The organism is Sediminimonas qiaohouensis DSM 21189, assembly GCF_000423645.1.
Lineage (GTDB): Bacteria > Pseudomonadota > Alphaproteobacteria > Rhodobacterales > Rhodobacteraceae > Sediminimonas > Sediminimonas qiaohouensis.
Map to the genome: position 1 here is coordinate 103,865 of NZ_AUIJ01000011.1, position 16,588 is coordinate 120,452.

At 60.6% G+C, this 16,588-nt stretch carries 18 protein-coding genes; 6 read left to right on the forward strand and 12 right to left on the reverse strand.

Annotated features, from left to right (window positions below; translation table 11 throughout):
- Positions 1 to 13 precede the first annotated feature (13 nt).
- Positions 14 to 1,078, forward strand: coding sequence for a ferrochelatase (hemH, locus tag G568_RS0110975; protein ID WP_026758083.1), 1,065 nt, complete (start codon positions 14 to 16; stop codon positions 1,076 to 1,078).
- 101 nt (positions 1,079 to 1,179) lie between these two features.
- On the opposite strand, the gene G568_RS0110980 is transcribed toward hemH, so the two are convergent.
- Positions 1,180 to 1,359: a hypothetical protein gene (locus G568_RS0110980; protein ID WP_026758084.1), complete on the reverse strand. Its 180-nt coding sequence runs from the start codon at positions 1,357 to 1,359 to the stop codon at positions 1,180 to 1,182.
- A gap of 144 nt (positions 1,360 to 1,503) precedes the next feature.
- The gene (locus tag G568_RS0110985; RefSeq protein WP_310701323.1) at positions 1,504 to 2,094 is read right to left on the reverse strand and encodes a L,D-transpeptidase; all 591 of its coding nucleotides are present in this window, start codon (positions 2,092 to 2,094) and stop codon (positions 1,504 to 1,506) included.
- Positions 2,095 to 2,278: 184 nt separating this feature from the next.
- Here G568_RS0110985 and dalA point away from each other — a divergent pair, with 184 nt between their 5' ends.
- Complete coding sequence (dalA, locus tag G568_RS0110990) at positions 2,279 to 2,830, forward strand: divisome-associated lipoprotein DalA (RefSeq protein ID WP_026758086.1); 552 nt, start codon at positions 2,279 to 2,281, stop codon at positions 2,828 to 2,830.
- Here dalA and G568_RS0110995 read toward each other — a convergent pair.
- The 5 genes from G568_RS0110995 to hslO all read right to left on the reverse strand — a co-directional run bounded on the left by G568_RS0110995 (position 2,820) and on the right by hslO (position 7,431).
- Positions 2,820 to 3,308 carry a L,D-transpeptidase family protein gene (locus tag G568_RS0110995; RefSeq protein ID WP_026758087.1) on the reverse strand — a complete coding sequence of 163 codons (489 nt, stop codon included), beginning with the start codon at positions 3,306 to 3,308 and terminating at the stop codon, positions 2,820 to 2,822. The two genes, dalA and G568_RS0110995, sit on opposite strands and share 11 nt — an antisense overlap.
- A 55-nt stretch (positions 3,309 to 3,363) precedes the next feature.
- Positions 3,364 to 4,590 (reverse strand): class I SAM-dependent RNA methyltransferase, encoded by a 1,227-nt coding sequence (locus tag G568_RS0111000; protein WP_026758088.1) that lies wholly within the window; start codon positions 4,588 to 4,590, stop codon positions 3,364 to 3,366.
- Positions 4,591 to 4,695: 105 nt separating this feature from the next.
- Positions 4,696 to 5,844 (reverse strand): CCA tRNA nucleotidyltransferase, encoded by a 1,149-nt coding sequence (locus G568_RS0111005; protein WP_026758089.1) that lies wholly within the window; start codon positions 5,842 to 5,844, stop codon positions 4,696 to 4,698.
- Complete coding sequence (locus tag G568_RS0111010) at positions 5,841 to 6,452, reverse strand: CoA pyrophosphatase (protein WP_037374028.1); 612 nt, start codon at positions 6,450 to 6,452, stop codon at positions 5,841 to 5,843. The genes G568_RS0111005 and G568_RS0111010 overlap by 4 nt, the downstream gene beginning before the upstream one ends.
- Positions 6,433 to 7,431, reverse strand: a complete 999-nt coding sequence (hslO, locus tag G568_RS0111015; RefSeq protein ID WP_026758091.1) for an Hsp33 family molecular chaperone HslO — start codon at positions 7,429 to 7,431, stop codon at positions 6,433 to 6,435. The genes G568_RS0111010 and hslO overlap by 20 nt, the downstream gene beginning before the upstream one ends.
- Positions 7,432 to 7,513: 82 nt before the next feature.
- Here hslO and G568_RS0111020 point away from each other — a divergent pair, with 82 nt between their 5' ends.
- Entirely contained in the window at positions 7,514 to 7,948 is a 435-nt protein-coding gene (locus G568_RS0111020; protein WP_026758092.1) for an NUDIX hydrolase, read from the forward strand.
- A gap of 9 nt (positions 7,949 to 7,957) precedes the next feature.
- Here G568_RS0111020 and G568_RS0111025 read toward each other — a convergent pair whose 3' ends face one another.
- Positions 7,958 to 9,232, reverse strand: a complete 1,275-nt coding sequence (locus G568_RS0111025; RefSeq protein ID WP_084627390.1) for a PP2C family protein-serine/threonine phosphatase — start codon at positions 9,230 to 9,232, stop codon at positions 7,958 to 7,960.
- A 153-nt stretch (positions 9,233 to 9,385) separates the two neighbouring features.
- Here G568_RS0111025 and G568_RS0111035 point away from each other — a divergent pair, with 153 nt between their 5' ends.
- Positions 9,386 to 9,718: an Hpt domain-containing protein gene (locus tag G568_RS0111035; protein WP_026758094.1), complete on the forward strand. Its 333-nt coding sequence runs from the start codon at positions 9,386 to 9,388 to the stop codon at positions 9,716 to 9,718.
- 2 nt (positions 9,719 to 9,720) lie between these two features.
- Here the strand turns inward: G568_RS0111035 and ilvA are convergent, their stop codons facing one another.
- The gene (gene ilvA / locus G568_RS0111040; RefSeq protein WP_026758095.1) at positions 9,721 to 10,959 is read right to left on the reverse strand and encodes a threonine ammonia-lyase IlvA; all 1,239 of its coding nucleotides are present in this window, start codon (positions 10,957 to 10,959) and stop codon (positions 9,721 to 9,723) included.
- A 105-nt stretch (positions 10,960 to 11,064) separates the two neighbouring features.
- Between ilvA and G568_RS0111045 the strand changes: the two genes are divergently transcribed.
- Entirely contained in the window at positions 11,065 to 12,291 is a 1,227-nt protein-coding gene (locus tag G568_RS0111045) for an argininosuccinate synthase (protein ID WP_026758096.1), read from the forward strand.
- Positions 12,292 to 12,352: 61 nt separating this feature from the next.
- Here G568_RS0111045 and G568_RS0111050 read toward each other — a convergent pair whose 3' ends face one another.
- Together G568_RS0111050 and G568_RS0111055 are read right to left on the reverse strand one after the other, a co-directional pair.
- Positions 12,353 to 13,066 carry a sulfotransferase-like domain-containing protein gene (locus G568_RS0111050; protein WP_026758097.1) on the reverse strand — a complete coding sequence of 238 codons (714 nt, stop codon included), beginning with the start codon at positions 13,064 to 13,066 and terminating at the stop codon, positions 12,353 to 12,355.
- Between the two features lie 384 nt (positions 13,067 to 13,450).
- The gene (locus tag G568_RS0111055; protein WP_026758098.1) at positions 13,451 to 14,359 is read right to left on the reverse strand and encodes a D-amino acid aminotransferase; all 909 of its coding nucleotides are present in this window, start codon (positions 14,357 to 14,359) and stop codon (positions 13,451 to 13,453) included.
- 156 nt (positions 14,360 to 14,515) lie between these two features.
- Here G568_RS0111055 and msrA point away from each other — a divergent pair, with 156 nt between their 5' ends.
- On the forward strand, positions 14,516 to 15,184 hold the full coding sequence (gene msrA, locus G568_RS0111060; RefSeq protein ID WP_026758099.1) for a peptide-methionine (S)-S-oxide reductase MsrA: 669 nt from the start codon (positions 14,516 to 14,518) through the stop codon (positions 15,182 to 15,184).
- Positions 15,185 to 16,290: 1,106 nt separating this feature from the next.
- On the opposite strand, the gene G568_RS19950 is transcribed toward msrA, so the two are convergent.
- Positions 16,291 to 16,588 (reverse strand): transposase (locus G568_RS19950; RefSeq protein WP_026758100.1); only part of this gene is annotated, 298 nt, incomplete at its 5' end.

Consider the following 16,588-nt stretch of genomic DNA (forward strand, 5'->3'; position numbering starts at 1 on the left):
TGAGGACCGCCAGATGCCGGACGCCACCGACACAGCCGTTTGCCCCGCCCACGCCCCGGCGGATCACCCTGCGATCAAACCGTCCAAGGTCGGTATCCTTTTGGCGAACCTCGGCACACCGGACAATTACGACTATTGGTCGATGCGCCGCTACTTGAACGAGTTTCTGTCGGATCGGCGCGTGATCGACTACAGCCCGTGGAAATGGCAACCCTTGTTGCAGCTTATCATCCTCACGAAGCGCCCGTTCACCAGCGGCGCGGCCTACAAATCGATCTGGAACGAGGACAAGGGCGAGAGCCCCCTGATGACCATTACCAAGGATCAGACCGCCAAGATCGCCGAGGAAATGAAGGCCCGTCACGGGGATCAGGTGATGGTCGATTTCTGCATGCGCTATGGAAACCCGTCGACCAAATCGAAGGTGCGCAAGATGGTGGATGCCGGATGCACCAAGATCCTGTTTTTCCCGCTTTATCCGCACTATGCGGGGGCCACGTCGGCCACGGCGAACGATGCCTTCTTCAAGGCGTTGATGGCGGAAACCTGGCAGCCGACCGCGCGCACGGTGGACCCGTATTTCGAGCACCCGCTTTATGTCGAGGCGCTCGCGGAGTCGGTCGAGAAGGCCTATGCCAATATCGCGGAGCGTCCCGATATCCTGGTGGTGTCGTACCACGGCATGCCCAAGCGATACCTGATGCAGGGCGATCCGTATCACTGCGAATGCCAGAAAACGACGCGGCTGTTGAAAGAGCGGTTGGGCTGGGACGACACGGAAATCAGGACCACGTTCCAATCGGTGTTCGGTCCCGAAGAGTGGTTGAAACCCTACACCGTCGAAGAGGTCGCGCGCCTGGCCCGTGATGAGGGAAAAAAGAAAATCGCCGTCATGGCGCCCGCGTTTTCTGCCGACTGCATCGAGACGCTCGAAGAGATCAACGAAGAGATCAAGGAAAGCTTTGAAGAGGCCGGAGGCGAGCAGTTCACCTATATTCCCTGCCTCAACGACGCGCCGGCGCATATCAAGGCACTGAGCGCGGTCATTGATGAAAACCTGAAGGGGTGGATCGATTGAGACTATCCACGCAAGACGCCCGGCCTTGTGAGAAATAGAAAAGGCGGTGGAAATGTTCCACCGCCTTTTCGCATCTTGTCGATATCGCCTGAGCGATCGATTTAGTGAGCGACTGCAACAGCAACTGCCAGCAGGACCAGCGGCACCAGGATGTTGCCGGCGGACGAGCTTGCGGTCTCTTCCACGACAACAGGTGCTTCAACCATCGGCTCGGCATAGTTGCCAGCGGACGCGGTCGATGCAGCGGCGGTCAGAGCAGCAGCCAGAACAAGTTTCTTCATGTTATCCTCCAGATATTTGCCTGTCGCCATACCAAGTTTTGCGACAAGCACCCAAGACTTACCTCGTGCCTCTGTCTAAGCAGCAAACCCGTTTGATTGCAAACCCAAGTTAATGCCGGTCGGGGTAAAATGGCCGAAATGTCGTCAAATAAGCAACACTTGCGTGCCGACCTTGGTCAGGGCGAACAGCTCCTGGATATGCTCATTATAGAGGCCAATACACCCGTTTGAGGATCGGCGACCGATTTTTCGCGTGTCGTGGGTGCCGTGGATGCGGTAGTAGGTCCAGCTCAGGTAGAGCGCATGCGTTCCCAGTGGGTTGTCAGGCCCCGGCGGCACGTAGTCGGGCCATTCCGGGTTGCGGCGTTTCATTGCCGGTGTCGGGCGCCACGATGGGCCCTCGACCTTGCGAACCACGCGCGTGCGCCCGCGCCGCGTCAGGTCTTCGGTCAGCGGAACGCTGGAGGGGTAAAGCTTGTACACGCTTTCATCCTCGGACCAGAAGTGCAGCGCGCGGGAATCCACGTCCACGAGGACCGCGCCATTCCTGAGGTTGGTGAAATACGGCTTCCAATCAAGGGCCCTGAACGAGGATATGTTCCTGCGCACTACCTGCGACAGGTTATCCTCCATCTCCGTGGTTTCCGCGCCGGTGGCCGACCCCTGTGCCAGCGCCGGACTTGCCAGGAACGCGCCGCTGCCCACAACGAAGGCCCTTCGAGAGAAGGGAGTCATCCGGGATCTTGTCATCATATTGCTCCATCAAGGTGCCGCTATACGGTATCGCGTTAAATATATGACGTGAATGCAGCAGTCGCAATTCAAACTCCTGTCATCAGGCGGCTTCACGCGGAGTTGCGTTTGAAACATTGCGCTGGCCATTATATGCATGTCGGAAATAGGATACTGGACTGGCCCCATGATGCGTTTGTTTTCCCTGATTTGCGTCCTTGCCGTTTCCCTGGCGGCGTGCACCACCCCAGAGCCGGCTGAACCCAGGATGGGCGCCGACGGCAAACCCTTGCCGCGGCTCTACCGAATCGGCTTTGGCGACAAGTCCGAGATCCAATACCGGATGCTGGATGCCGTGAATTCCCTGAGGCAAGCGTCGGGCGCGCAGCCGGTCAAACTGAATTCCCGCCTCAATGCCGCGGCGGACACGCATTCGCGGGACATGTCGCGCCAAAACCGGCCGTGGCACTTCGGCTCGGACGGCTCTTCGCCGCTCGAACGGGTGCAGCGGATCGGGTATGACGGGGTATTCCTGGGCGAGAATATCTCGGAAACCTACGAGACCGAGTTGCAAACGCTTTCGGCCTGGATGGAAGAGAAAAGCACCAAGCGGGTCATCCTCAACAAGCAAGCCAACGATATGGGGTTTGCCTGGCATCAGGAATCGAACGGGAAAATCTGGTGGACCCTCATCATGGGCGATGGATCAAAATCGGCCGAGGCGCAGGTCACGGAATAATCGTGATCGGCGTCTCATTACGCACCATCGCGTAGATCTCTTCGATTTCCCTGTTGGTGACCGCGATGCAGCCCGCTGTCCAATCGCGGCCCCCCTTGCGATATTTCCACGGGCGGCCGTGGATGAATATGTCGCCGCCCGGATCGTGCCCTTCTTCCTCGGCGAGCTCGATATCCTTTTCATTCGGGTATGAGATACCGATGGAAAGGTGAAATTCGCTGTCCGGGTTACGGCGGTCGATTTCGTACTCGCCTTCCGGCGTGCGCCCGTCGCCCTCTTTCTCTTTATGCCCGTTCGGCGCGAACCCCAGCCCCACATCGTATGACTTGAGCGGCACACCGTTGTGCATCAGGTGTAGCGCGCGCTCTTGCTTGACCAGGATGACACGGGTCACCTCGGGGCCGTTATAGGTCTTGAATTTGCTGGCGCATCCCGTCAGCGCGATCAGCGCCGCCAGTGTCCCTATGATGCGAAGCATTCGAACTCTCCCCGATCCTTGGCCGTCATCGTCAATATACCCCATGTGCGCGGCATCATTGTGGCCCCGGCAAATGAAAACCTGCCACCAGCTCGACATGGCTGGACCATCGAAACTGATCTACCACCTGAATGAACCGAATGCGATATCCCGCGTCCACAAGGCGCTTGGCGTCGCGCGCGAATGTCACAGGGTTGCACGACACAAAGGCGATGCGCCCGACTTGCGCCTGCGCCAGTTCCTCGACCTGTGCCTCGGCGCCGGCGCGGGGCGGGTCGATCACGACGCCTGCGACGCCGCGCAATTCCTCGCTGCGCAGGGGGCGCCGGAACAGATCGCGCGCGGTGCTGGTGACTTGCTTCAGGCCCGTCGCATGCCGCCACCCCTCGTCCAGTGCGGCGATCATCGCGGCGTCGCCCTCTACCGCGAGAACCTCGGCGGTTTCGGCAAGCGGCAGGGCGAAGGTGCCGCACCCGGCGAACAGGTCGGCAATCCGGTTGGTGCCCGACATGATTTCGCGAACGGCGGATAGCAACGCTTGCTCGCCCTCCGGGGTGGCCTGCAAAAAGGCGCCGGGCGGTGGCGCGACCCTGGATTTCCCGAACGCCTGTTCGGGCCGCGCGCGCATCGCGACGCACTCATCCTGCCAAGATAGCCGCGCCAGTTTGTGGCGTTCCGCCTCGGCGGCCAAGGCTGCGCGCAGGGCAGCATCAAGCGGCTTGCCGCCCTGCACAGCGATATCCAGCCCAGCCAGTGAAAGGGTCGCCTGCACGCTCAACTCGCCCTTTCGGCTGGTCCCGATGCGCGCGAGTTGCTCGGCAACGGGCAGCGCGGCCATCAAGTCAGGGTGCAGCAATTGGCAATCGGGGATTTGCACGACGGTATCCGAGCCGCGCGCATGAAACCCGGCGATCGCCCCGGATTTCGTGCGCCGGGCCGACAGGGTTGCGCGGCGTCGCGATTTGGGCGGCGAGGTGACAATCGGGCGGAACGGGGCCTCCAGCCCCTGCGCGGTCAGCGCTTGCTTGACGACGTCGAGTTTCCAGTTGGCGACGAACGCCTCGCTGGCATGCTGCAACTGGCACCCGCCACAGGATTTCGCGTGGCGGCAGGGCGCCTTTACCCGATCCGGGGATGGCTCGATAATCCTGATCTGCTCAAGTCGGCTATCGGTGCGCACCCCGCTGACGATTTCGCCGGGCAGGGCGCCTTGCGCATAGATGGGGCCATCGCCGATGCCGTCGCCGTGCAGCCCAAGCCGATTGATCCGGTGTTGTTCCATGGAAATGCAATATACCGCTGCCAAGTGCACATAAAGCCTAGATCACCCGTTGCAGCGCGATCCCGCGCGGACAGGCGCCCGCCCGGCTTGCGCAGTGGTGCCGTTTCAGCCGATCAGATCCTCGCGGCTCAGCCGAAAGCCCGAGTCGATCCAGCGCCGCTCCAACTCCTTCAACTTGCGGCCAAGCTCTACCCCGTTGACCTCGGGCATGAGATCGGAGGCCCTGACCGGAAAGCGCGCCGCTGCCCCTTCCTCGACCTCGGTGAGGCTATTGGGATCAAACGGCGTTTCTAGCATCGCCGCGCGCAGCAACAATATATCCCGCGCCCGATCGGCGCCGTGACGATACCCAAGCGCGGCCGCACTGTCGGGATCACCGACAGCTTCGCGCAGTTGATTGAATGTCCGCTCCTGCGCCCGGCTGAGGCGGAGCATGGTTTTCAGATCATCGCCGCCAATCGCCGCCAGGCGCCGCATGGCATCCGGCGCGCAGCCGGTTTCGGCCTCAAGATGCACCAAGGGCGCGAGGGCACTGTCCTCGGCCCCCGGAAGCACATGAGCCAACACGCCCAAACTGCGCATGGTCGCGATCGCCGGGGCCGGATCGGGCGCGGAAAGCAGCTTGCGCATCTCTCCGCCGATACGCTCGCGCGACAAGGTCTCGAGCCCCTCCACATGATTGGCGATCGAGGCAAGCGCATCCGGGTCCGGGCCGGTGGCGGGGTCACCATACCAGGCATGAAACCGGAAAAAGCGCAAAATGCGCAGGAAGTCCTCGCTTATCCGCTGATCCGGGTCGTCGATGAACCGCACCTGCCGCGCCTTGAGATCCGCGAGACCCCCGAGCGGATCATGCACCCAGCCGTCGGGCGCGGCATAGATGGCGTTCATCGTGAAATCACGGCGGTGCGCATCCTCTTCGATGGTATCAGCGTAGGCGATGACCGCGTGCCGCCCGTCAGTTTCGACATCGCGCCGCATCGTCGTAACCTCGTGCGGCACCCCGTTGCAAATCAGCGTTACGGTGCCATGGTCCATCCCGGTTGCAACGGCGCGCAAGCTGGCGCTTTCGGCCAGACCCAGAACCTTTTCCGGGCGCGCATCAGTGGTGATGTCGATATCCGCCACGGGCTGCCCCAAGAGCGTGTTGCGCACGCAACCCCCGACGAACCATGCCTGATAGCCCGCGTCGGTCAGCACGGCGCATACGCGCTGTGTCTCTGTCCGACCTATCCATTCAGCTTCAAGCCTCATGCCCGTGCCATTCCATCGGCCAATGTGCGCAGCATACGCGCGGTTGCGCCCCAAATGTAGTAGGGGCCGTAGGGAACGGAATAGTATCGCCGCTCCTGCCCGCGCCATCTACGCGACTGGACCTTATAAAACGACGGGTTCGCCACATGTGCGAGGGGCACCTCGAACACCTCTTCGACTTCGCCAGGCTCCGGGATGGCCTGAAACGGGTGATGAACCTTCGCCAGGACCGGCGTCACGATGAAGCCAGTGACCGTTTCATGTGGGGGCAGTAGGCCCAGGACCTCGACGTTGTCGGGATGCAGGGCAATCTCTTCGTGCGCCTCGCGCAGCGCGGTTGCTGTCAGGTCGGCATCGCCTGCGTCCTGCTTGCCTCCTGGAAACGCGATCTGCCCCGGATGATGCTTGAGCGCCGAAGACCGCTTGGTCAGGATCACATGCAGGCCGCCTGCCGTCTCTTGCAGGGCGACAAGAACCCCGGCGGGGCGCAACTTGCGTTCGGGCGGCAAGGTAACGTCCGGGTTCAGATCGAAATCCGACGAGGCAGTCCGCGCATGCGCCAATGCCGCGAGGACCGGTGCAAATGAATCAGTCGTCGTCACCTGCATCCTTCCCCGCTTCAAAGCCGAGCGTCGCCGGATCCAGTTCATAATGCGCGCCGCAGAACTGGCAATCGGCGGTGACCAGCCCGTCATCCGTCGTCATGGTGCCAATATCGCGGGCCGAGTAGATCGACAGGCTGTTGCGAACGCGCTCTTCCGAGCAGGTGCAGCCAAAGCGAACCGGCTGAGTGTCAAAGACGCGCGGCGAATCCTCGTGGAACAGGCGTATCAGTAGATCCGTGGGCGAGACATGCGGGCCGATAAGCTCCAGATCGTCCAGCGTATCGAGCAGGACGTTGGCGCGGTTCCAGTCTTCCTTTTCCGTGCCTTCCACCAGGTCGCGTGCGTGCAACAGGCCCTCTTCGCCGGTTGCCTCGTCGCGCTTGGCTTCGGGCGACGCCTTTGGCATGTGCTGTACCATGATGCCACCTGCCCGCCAGTACTCTGAAACGCCCGGTTCGCTCGACTTGCCGAAGCTCAGGGAAAACCGTGTCGGTAGTTGCTCGGACTGCGCGAAATACGCTTCGGCGCAGGCCGAAAGTGAGCTGCCGGCCAAGGGCGTGATCCCCTGATACGGGCTCATGTCGCGCCCCTGGTCCAGCATGATGGCGAAATAGCCCTCGCCGACCTGGTCAAAGGGGGCGGCATCGGTCAGCTTCTCGGCGTCGAAGCTGGCATAGGCGCGAATTTGGGCCGGCTCACCCTCTTGCGACGGCGCGAAATAATCTGTGGCGATCATGCGCACCGCGCCCTTGGATTGCACCTGAAGCGACAGTTTCCAGCGCAGCTTGATCGTTTGCCCTATCATGGCCGTGAGTAGGCACATCTCCGCTACAAGTGCTTCGACTTGAGGGGGGTAGTCGTGCTGCTTCAGAACGCCGTCAAGGACGTTGTCCAGGCGCGCGACGCGCCCGCGAATATCTGAAGTGTCAAGCTGGAACGGCAATACCGTGTCGTCCCACGCGAGTTTCGAACCGAGTGTCATGGAGTTTCCTTATGCGCCTTGTTTCGGCATACCGCTTCAATATAGGCGGAGCAAGGCATGGACCAAGGCAACGGAGCCAGCAATGATCAGACGTTTCGGCGATTCCCCCCGCCCATGCCAGAAATATGTACGACGCTTGGGGGCTTACGCGATCTTGCCGCAAGGTGACCAGCTGTTGCTAACGCATCAGTCATCGCCCTGGCCAGAGCTGCAACTGCCGGGAGGCGGTATCGACCCGGGCGAATCCCCTATTTCCGCGCTGCACCGCGAAGTGCTGGAGGAAACGGGGTGGAAGATCGCCGCGCCGCGACGAATTGGGGCGTTTCGGCGTTTTGCGTACATGCCCGAGTATGACCTGTGGGCAGAAAAGATATGCCTAGTCTACGTCGCGCGCCCCGTTCTGCAGCTTCATCCGCCTACCGAGGAGGGGCATATCGCGGTATGGACGTCGGCGGCGGTGGCGGCGCGCAGCCTTGGTAATGGTGGGGATCGCCACTTCGTGGCGCGGTGGATGTGACACGCAGTGTCAGAATTCCAGCAAGACGGCAGACACGTCGTCGGCAAAGTCCTGATCCCCGGTATAGGCGTGCAAGTGCGCCAGCAAGGTGTTTAGAAATTCCTCTCCGCAGGTGTTTTTCATTTGTTCCATCAAATGCATCACCCCTTCATCGTTAAGCATCTCTCCGCTCGGCGTCATACACTCGGTTATGCCGTCCGATTGGATCAGCAGCCTATCGCCAGCATTCAACGTGATGCGGGTTTGTTCGAAAGTGGCATCAGGAAGCAGCCCGACCGGCAAGCCGCCATCGCCAAGCGCCGTAACGGACCCGTCCTTGCGTTGAAGAATGGGATGCGGGTGCCCTGCCTGCGCAAAGATGACCTCACCGCTGTGCAGGTTCACGTCAGCCAGCAGAAGTGTGAAATAATGTTCCGTCGCCATTTCATCCAGAAACAGGCGATTGAGAGTCTCTACGACCTCTGCAGGAGGCAAAGCCTCATAGCTACCATCAGCGGCCCTGCGAAGAGCGACGTTATGCTCGGGGGCAGCTGAAGAAAGGTATCCCGCAAGCCGTGCTGTCATGAGTGCGGAACTGATCCCATGGCCGGAAACATCAAGCGCGAACAGCCCGAAATGCGAGTCATTCACCGGGTAGAACCCCACCAGATCCCCGCCCACATGGCCACTGGATTGTAGAACCAAAGACACCTGCGCGGATCCAAAATCCTTGTACCGGTCACGTAGCAGGGATTGCTGGAGTTTGCGGGCCTCGATCAAGTCGCGGTCGACCGCGTCATAGAGGCCCTGCAACTGCTGCAGGGTGCTGCCGATCAAGCGATTCTTCTCTTTCAATTCCCGCTGCGTCCGCAACAGGCGCGCGCCCGCGTTGATGCGCGCGCGCAATTCGGCGGTGTTCACCGGTTTGTTCAGGAAATCGTCTGCGCCGCAATCCAACCCGAGCGCGACGGCGTTTTTGTCAGACTTGGATGTCAGGAGTATGAAATAGCCGTATTGATCGCGCGGCATTTCGCGGAAGGCCTTGCAGAATTCCAACCCGTCCATGACCGGCATCATCCAGTCACTTAACACGATGTCGGGCGGAGAGATTTTGCACTGTTCCAACGCCTCGCGGGCGCTGGCGGCCTCAGTCACGCGAAAGCCCCATCGCGATATGGAAGTCGCAAGGATCCGCCGCTGCATCTTGCTGTCGTCGACAATCAGCACATCGCGCACGACTGGCCCTGCCAGATCTTGCGACGAAGGTTCTGTTTTTCGGGCAATCAATGCCGGCACTCCGCACATTTGGGACATTCGAAAAGGTCATTGGAGGGTAAAAGCAACCAAATTAAGAACATATGAAGCGGCGAATTGAATGTATTTCCTCCTGCTGCTCAACGTTCTCTTAACGGTGGACCGCAAGGATGCGCCTGATCTGGCTGTGTGCAGGAGGGTGACATGATTGACTGGAATCGGATTGCGGAACTGCGCGATGAAATCGGCGCGGAGGACTTCTCGGAGGTGGTCAGCCTGTTTCTTGAGGAGGTGAACCAGGTGGCTGAACGCCTTCGAACGGGAGTCGTTCACGAGGAACTCGCCAGTGATCTGCACTTTCTCAAGGGCAGCGCCATGAATCTTGGCTTCAGCCGTTTCGCAGTTATGTGTCAGGCGGGCGAACGGGATGCTGCGGCGGGACGCGCCGATGATGTCGATGTCGACAAGATATTGAAATGCTATGACGAATCGCAATCCGAATTCATGTCCGAACTCGATGCGCGGCTTTCTCCCTGAAATCAGATGAGGAATTCGGAAAGGATCGCATCGTCGGTAATGTCGCGGTAAGTGAAGTCCACTTTATCCAACTTGTCGAAAAGGACCTCGAAATTTCCAGCCTCGCGCGTTTCGATGCCGATCAACACCGAGCCGAAATTTCGGGCCGATTTCTTAAGGTATTCAAAACGGGCGATATCATCCTGCGGCCCCAGAATGTTGAGGAATTCCTTCAATGCGCCGGGGCGCTGCGGCAGCCGCAGGATGAAGTACTTCTTGACCCCTGAGTAGCGTTGCGCGCGCTCTTTGACCTCTGGCAGGCGCTCAAAGTCGAAATTCCCGCCCGACGTGACACAGACAACTGTCTTGCCGCGGATTTGATCCGCAACATCGACCAGCACATCCACCGCAAGTGCCCCGGCCGGTTCAAGAACGACGCCTTCGACGTTCAGCATTTCCAGCATTGTAACGCAAATCCGGTCCTCCGGAGCGGTGCGCACGTCAGCCGGGTCCACATCGGCGAGCCGGGCGAAGGGTTGTTCTCCGATGCAGGCGACCGCGGCGCCGTCGACGAAGGAGTCCACCTTGTCCAGCTTGATCGGTTTTCCGGCCGCAAGCGCTGCTGCCAGGCTGGCACCTCCGGCGGGCTCCACGAAGGTGTAGTCGCAGCCGTCCTCGAAATAGCTGCGCACGCCCGCCGACAAGCCGCCGCCGCCGACGGGAAGGATGACGCGATCAGGCAGGTCGCCCAATTGTTCCTTGATTTCAACGGCGACCGAGGCTTGACCCTCGATCACATCGGGATCGTCGAAGGGTGCAAGGAAATGCGCGCCCTTGTCGGCGCAGAACGCCTTGGCCGAGGCGAGCGTGTCGTCGAAATAATCGCCAGTCAGACGGACTTCGATGGCGTCGCCGCCGAATGTTCGGGTCTTGTGAATTTTTTGCTGGGGCGTGGTCACCGGCATGAAGATCACGCCGCTTACGCCAAAATGGCGGCACATGAAGGCAACACCCTGGGCGTGATTGCCCGCGCTGGCGCAAACGAAAAGCCCTTTTTCCGGTTCGTTTTCAAGCACTTTGCGCATTGCGTTGAACGCGCCGCGTAGCTTGTAAGAGCGAACCGGCGATAAATCTTCGCGCTTGAGCCAGATATCCGCGCCAAAGCGTTCCGACAGATGCGCGTTGCGTTGCAGCGGCGTGGCCGGAAACACGTCGCGCATGGCGGCGGTGGCGGAGCGGGCGGTGTCGCGAAAACTGGTCATTGGAATTGTCTGGCCCAGGCGGGGCGCTTGCGCAAGCCCTGACCTTGCCCTGCGCGGGAAAACCGGCTAATCGCGCTGCAAAGCTTGAATACAAGGGGAAACATGATGTCCGCGCCCAAGAAAGTCGTGCTGGCCTACTCCGGTGGTCTGGATACGTCGATCATCCTGAAATGGCTGCAAACCGAATACGGGTGCGAGGTGGTGACGTTCACCGCGGACCTGGGGCAGGGCGAGGAATTGGATCCCGCTCGTCAGAAGGCGGAACTCCTTGGGATCAAACCAGAAAATATCTATATCGAGGATATCCGCGAGGAATTCGTCCGCGATTTCGTGTTCCCGATGTTCCGTGCCAACGCGGTTTACGAGGGGCTGTATCTACTGGGCACATCCATCGCCAGACCGTTGATTTCAAAGCGTCTTGTCGAGATCGCCGAGGAAACCGGCGCCGACGCCGTGGCGCATGGCGCAACGGGCAAGGGCAACGATCAGGTGCGGTTCGAATTGGCGGCCTATGCGCTCAACCCCGATATCAAGGTAATCGCGCCGTGGCGCGAGTGGGACCTGACCAGTCGCACCAAACTACTTGATTTTGCAGAGAAAAACCAGATCCCGATCGCCAAGGATAAACGCGGCGAGGCACCGTTTTCGGTGGATGCCAACCTGCTGCACACGTCGAGCGAGGGTAAGGTTCTGGAAGATCCGGCAAATGACGCGCCGGACTATGTGTATCAACGGACGACCAACCCCGAGGATGCGCCGAACACGCCCGAATTCATCGAGGTCGGGTTCGAAAAAGGCGATGCCGTCAGCATCAACGGCGAAGCGATGAGCCCCGCCAAGTTATTGACAAAGCTCAATGAATTGGGTGGCAAGCACGGCATTGGGCGGCTTGACCTGGTTGAGGGGCGTTTCGTAGGCATGAAGAGCCGCGGAATTTACGAAACGCCCGGCGGTACGGTTCTGCTGGAAGCGCATCGCGGGATCGAACAAATCACGCTCGATCGGGGAGCCGCGCACCTCAAGGATGAGCTGATGCCGCGCTATGCCGAGTTGATCTATAACGGCTTCTGGTACAGCCCGGAACGCGAGATGTTGCAGGCGGCAATCGACAAATCACAAGATCATGTGACTGGTACGGTGCGCCTGAAGCTCTACAAAGGGCTGGCGCGGACCGTTGGGCGGTGGTCCGATCATTCGCTGTATTCCGAGGCGCATGTGACGTTCGAGGACGATGCCGGCGCCTATGATCAGAAGGACGCCGCGGGGTTCATCCAGCTTAATGCGCTGCGGCTGAAACTGCTGGCCGCGCGGGACCGTCGGTTGAAGGGTTAAATTCCGTTCATAACCTTACAAAACGGACGTTTCGCGCCGTGAAGCGTAAGGTTTGCACAGCTCAAATCGCGACGGCGCGCAATTTCCGGTAGGCGGGCATTGCCGCGTCGGCCAGATCAGCGGCGGCGCCGGTCAAGTCGGGCAGCGGCCCCTCGGACGGAGCAAAGCCGGTGGACCGGTGCACCGACCCATACCAATGGGCGGCCCAGACGCCATCGTCGGGGTGGCCGCCCTCGGGCCAGCGCAGCATCGCCGGGTCCCAGGGCAGGCCGATCGCATCGCACAGCCGCGCCAGCATGGTTTCGGGATCGTGACGGATGTCGGATGAATCGATCACCACGGGGCGCCCGCCCGCGGCGTTAATCTGGTCGTAAAGTTCCGCTTGTTGAGTGAAGCCTATATCGGCCAGCACGGGATTCTCGTACTTGGCCGAGAAACTGGCGGCGACACGGGCGGGGTGGCGAATGAGGAAAACATTGGTAACGCGGGTGATCCAGTCGCGTGGCATGCCGGGGATCATGTGCTGCGCCATGTGCTTTTGGTAGAAATGCGCCTTGCCGCCCGGCGCGGGGGCGGTGAGCGCCGCGACCACCTTGGCCGGGTCCGTGGGTTGGCTGGCGATGATCGCGTCGCGCATGGGATGGTTCAGCCCGGTGCGCGCAAGGTAGGCGGCATAGAACGGCTCGTCCACGACGGCGCAGTCGCCGCGGGCGGCAAAGGCATACATCATGGCTGTCGAAAGGTTCCGGGGGCCGGACCACATGGCGATATGCATTGGGGTGCTCCGTTGTCAGGGGAATTCAGAGGGGGTCAGTGTCTGCGACCTGACACGAGTTGCCAAGGTTGATCTGGCCTGTCGTGCTGGGGGGGACATGGATGGCCTGTTGCGGACATAGGGCGATCAATTGAGAAGCCGCGCAGTGCTTGACCGCCGGGTGGGCGCAGCAACGCTTGTGGATCTCGCTTTATGCCAGCCAAATACCTCCTCGTTCTCAATCATTTGATACGCCCGCCAAAGCGCCCGCCCGAGGGGGGCGGTCGGGCGCTGCGCGGCGGCGCGCAATGGTGCCAAACCTCGATGCCCGCAACAGGCCATTCCCGCGCCCCGCCCGGCACCAGGCGCCATGTGTCGGGTGGCTAGCTTTACCGCGCGCGGCCATCATGCGGTTTCGCGCTGTATCAGCGCCTTGTATAGCTCGCGAATGCGGGTGGTTACGGACCCCATTTCGCCGGTGCCGATCCGCCGGCCGTCCACCTCGGCCACTGGGGTTTGCGCGCCGAACGTGCCGGTCAGGAATGCCTCGTCCGCGCTGTAGGTATCGACCAATGAGTAGTTCCGCTCGTGCACCGGGATGCCGTTTTCACGGCATAGCGCGATCACCTTGGCGCGGGTGATGCCGTTCATGCAGTAGTCGCCGGTGCTGGTCCAGACCTCGCCGCGGCGAACGATGAAGAAGTTGCAGGCGTTGGTGGTGTTCACGAAGCCGTGCACATCCAGCATCAGCGCCTCGTCGGCGCCGGCCTTTTCGGCGGCGATGCAGGCAAGGACGCAGTTCAGCTTGGAATGCGAGTTGAGCTTGGGGTCCTGGCTCATTGGCAGGCCGCGGATATGCGGCACCGTGGCAAGGCGGATGGGCCGCGGGATGGAAGGGCGCGAATGTTCCATGATGATGGTCATGGTCGGGCCTTGGCGCGACAGGCCGGGATGCTGGAACGGGCGGGATTTCACGCCGCGCGTCACCATCAGGCGCGCGTGGGCGTCGGTATGCATGGCATTGGCGCGCTGCGTGCCCAAAAGCGCGGCGACCACCTGTTCACGGGTCATTCCGATATCGAGGTCGATGGCGCGGGCCGCTTCGAACAGGCGATCCATGTGATCATCCAGAAAGGCCCACTTGCCGTTATAGAGGCGCAGCCCCTCCCAAACGCCATCGCCCAGCATGAAGCCGCTGTCATAGACACTGACCACGGCCTGGTCACGCGGCACCAGGGCGCCATTGAGCCAGATCAGGATGCCTTCGTTGCGCGCGTCATCCTCGGCTTCGTGGGTGGTGACGTGATCGGTCATGGCGGCGGCCCCTTCGTTTTCCCGGCACAGTAGGATGGGCGCGCGAGAATGGAAACCGGGGGGATGGCACTCACGTCTTGTCACGCTTGCGTGAGACGGCTTGGTTTGCGAACGCGCGCCGGGCATGATCGCTGCATCTAGACTCAGAGGTGTCAAATGCGCGAGTGGATTAACATAGCCAAGCCAGCCATTCTATCGGTGGCAATTGTCCTGGGGTTGCTGGTCGAGGTGCATCCCGCTCATGCCGGGCCCAAGGAAACCCTGACCGTTGCGGGCGGCTGCTTCTGGTGCGTCGAGGCAGATTTCGAGAAGGTGCCGGGCGTTAGCGAAGTGGTCTCGGGCTATACCGGGGGCAAGGTGGACAACCCGACCTACAAGCAGGTTACGCGCGGCGGCACCGGGCATTACGAAGCGGTCGAGATCATGTTCGACCCCGCAAAGGTCAGCCGCGAAAAGCTGCTGCACATGTTCCTGCGCTCGATCGATCCGACCGATGCGGGCGGGCAATTCTGCGACCGAGGCGCGTCTTACCGCACCGCGATATTCGTGGGCAATGAGAAGGAACGGGACCTGGCCGAGAGGATGGTGGCCGAGGCCGAGGAGGATCTTGGCCGCGAGATTGTCACGCCGGTATTGCCGAAGAAGAAGTTCTACAAGGCCGAGAAATATCACCAGGACTATTACAAGAGCGAGGAAGTTGTCCTGTTCACGCGCTTTGGCCCGACAACGCGGGCAAAATCCTACAAGAAGTACCGCAAGGGATGCGGCCGCGACGCGCGGGTGCGCCAGTTGTGGGGCAACGCCGCGCCCTTCGCAGGAAGCTAATAGACCCAGTCCACCACGGCGCTGGCGACCCCGGCAGGAGGGGATAGCCAACGTCACTAATGCTATTTAATGTTTTGAAAAGGTTTTAGTTTTTCTGCTTTTGGTGGTGTACTTGCATGGTGGTGTAATGGACACTACCGAGTCTTTTCGACTCGCAAAGCTAACATCTCAGACGGCGGTCGAAAGGAATCATCTGTCCTGACCCGACCTTGAGGCAGATGAGATTTCTTAGGCGCGGTCTGTCGGAGCTGACAGTCAAATGCAGTGCAGCACCGGGTGTTCACGGCTTTCGGATGAGCGTCGAACCCTTTCCCAAGAATAGCCATGATGCTGTGTATGATTTCAGCATGTTCAGACGAGTAACCCGACCGACGCCAACTCAGCGGCAGTGGCGAAAGATGAAGCAGAAGCGCCAGCGTCGTATAGCGGCGCCGACCATCGGCCTACTCTTGATTTCTGCGGCTATACTTCTGGCGATCGCATTACAAGTCGTCCCGCAAGACTTCGGACGAGCTGTTCCGGCTGAAACTACCCCGAGGCCAACGGTCCTCCGGGGCGGCAATGCTTGGGGTGGTGCAGCATCTGACTCGATGACGGCTTCTGGCCCTGTTGTCGGGCGGGTGACTCATGTGCGGGACGGCGACACGATCGAAGTCTCCGGTCGCCCTATCCGATTCGCCAAACTCGACTGTGCTGAAATCGGGACTCCCGCTGGACGGCGGGCAGATCGGCGCATGAGGGCGCTTGTTTCAGGCCGAACGCTATCCTGCAGTCTCACTGGCCGGAAGAGCTATGACCGATGGATCGGCTCCTGTCGCCTCCCCGACGGTCGTGATCTTGCCTCGGTTATGGTGAAGAACGGCTCTTGCGCTTGGTGGCGAAGATAACGGCCCTTGGCCGACATTGCCAAGAGTTGCGGTGAATGCCAGCTTTCCGCTGCGCAGCGGTCCTGTTCATCCTGCACCGCTTGCTGAGCGTTTCAAATTGATTTGGCGCAATGGTGGCTGCATGTTACCCAATTGACGCTAAAGATATTCTTGGCCGTTCAGTTGGACTCTGTTGCACAAATTGGTTGAAGGCCAGACGCCCCCTTTCCCCAGACAGACTCATCCTACGGGCTCAGTTATGGGTATGCCGAGCGCGGTATAGCCGTTCATGACGAGGATGCGGACTTGGACTTCCGCAACCTGACGATCGAAGTCCCGCGCCATGAGGCGCTGGCCCAGCATTTTCACGCAGTGCATTTTGGTCTCGACGCGGCTTCGGCGGTGGTATCCACTCCAGTTTCGCCAGATCGCGCGGCCGAGGTATTTCGAAGCTCGCAGGGCCTCGTTTCTGGCCATTGCACCCGCGGTGACGGTCTTCCACGGCTTGGCGTTTTTGCGAGGCGGGATGACGGCATGT

Excerpts from the sequence above, each read along its gene's own strand:
- hemH (WP_026758083.1), top strand. The coding sequence starts at position 14 with ATGCCGGACGCCACCGACACAGCCGTTTGCCCCGCCCACGCCCCGGCG.
- G568_RS0110980 (WP_026758084.1), bottom strand. The coding sequence starts at position 1,359 with ATGAAGAAACTTGTTCTGGCTGCTGCTCTGACCGCCGCTGCATCGACC.
- G568_RS0110985 (WP_310701323.1), bottom strand. The coding sequence starts at position 2,094 with ATGACTCCCTTCTCTCGAAGGGCCTTCGTTGTGGGCAGCGGCGCGTTC.
- dalA (WP_026758086.1), top strand. The coding sequence starts at position 2,279 with ATGATGCGTTTGTTTTCCCTGATTTGCGTCCTTGCCGTTTCCCTGGCG.
- G568_RS0110995 (WP_026758087.1), bottom strand. The coding sequence starts at position 3,308 with ATGCTTCGCATCATAGGGACACTGGCGGCGCTGATCGCGCTGACGGGA.
- G568_RS0111000 (WP_026758088.1), bottom strand. The coding sequence starts at position 4,590 with ATGGAACAACACCGGATCAATCGGCTTGGGCTGCACGGCGACGGCATC.
- G568_RS0111005 (WP_026758089.1), bottom strand. The coding sequence starts at position 5,844 with ATGAGGCTTGAAGCTGAATGGATAGGTCGGACAGAGACACAGCGCGTA.
- G568_RS0111010 (WP_037374028.1), bottom strand. The coding sequence starts at position 6,452 with ATGCAGGTGACGACGACTGATTCATTTGCACCGGTCCTCGCGGCATTG.
- hslO (WP_026758091.1), bottom strand. The coding sequence starts at position 7,431 with ATGACACTCGGTTCGAAACTCGCGTGGGACGACACGGTATTGCCGTTC.
- G568_RS0111020 (WP_026758092.1), top strand. The coding sequence starts at position 7,514 with ATGATCAGACGTTTCGGCGATTCCCCCCGCCCATGCCAGAAATATGTA.
- G568_RS0111025 (WP_084627390.1), bottom strand. The coding sequence starts at position 9,232 with ATGTGCGGAGTGCCGGCATTGATTGCCCGAAAAACAGAACCTTCGTCG.
- G568_RS0111035 (WP_026758094.1), top strand. The coding sequence starts at position 9,386 with ATGATTGACTGGAATCGGATTGCGGAACTGCGCGATGAAATCGGCGCG.
- ilvA (WP_026758095.1), bottom strand. The coding sequence starts at position 10,959 with ATGACCAGTTTTCGCGACACCGCCCGCTCCGCCACCGCCGCCATGCGC.
- G568_RS0111045 (WP_026758096.1), top strand. The coding sequence starts at position 11,065 with ATGTCCGCGCCCAAGAAAGTCGTGCTGGCCTACTCCGGTGGTCTGGAT.
- G568_RS0111050 (WP_026758097.1), bottom strand. The coding sequence starts at position 13,066 with ATGCATATCGCCATGTGGTCCGGCCCCCGGAACCTTTCGACAGCCATG.
- G568_RS0111055 (WP_026758098.1), bottom strand. The coding sequence starts at position 14,359 with ATGACCGATCACGTCACCACCCACGAAGCCGAGGATGACGCGCGCAAC.
- msrA (WP_026758099.1), top strand. The coding sequence starts at position 14,516 with ATGCGCGAGTGGATTAACATAGCCAAGCCAGCCATTCTATCGGTGGCA.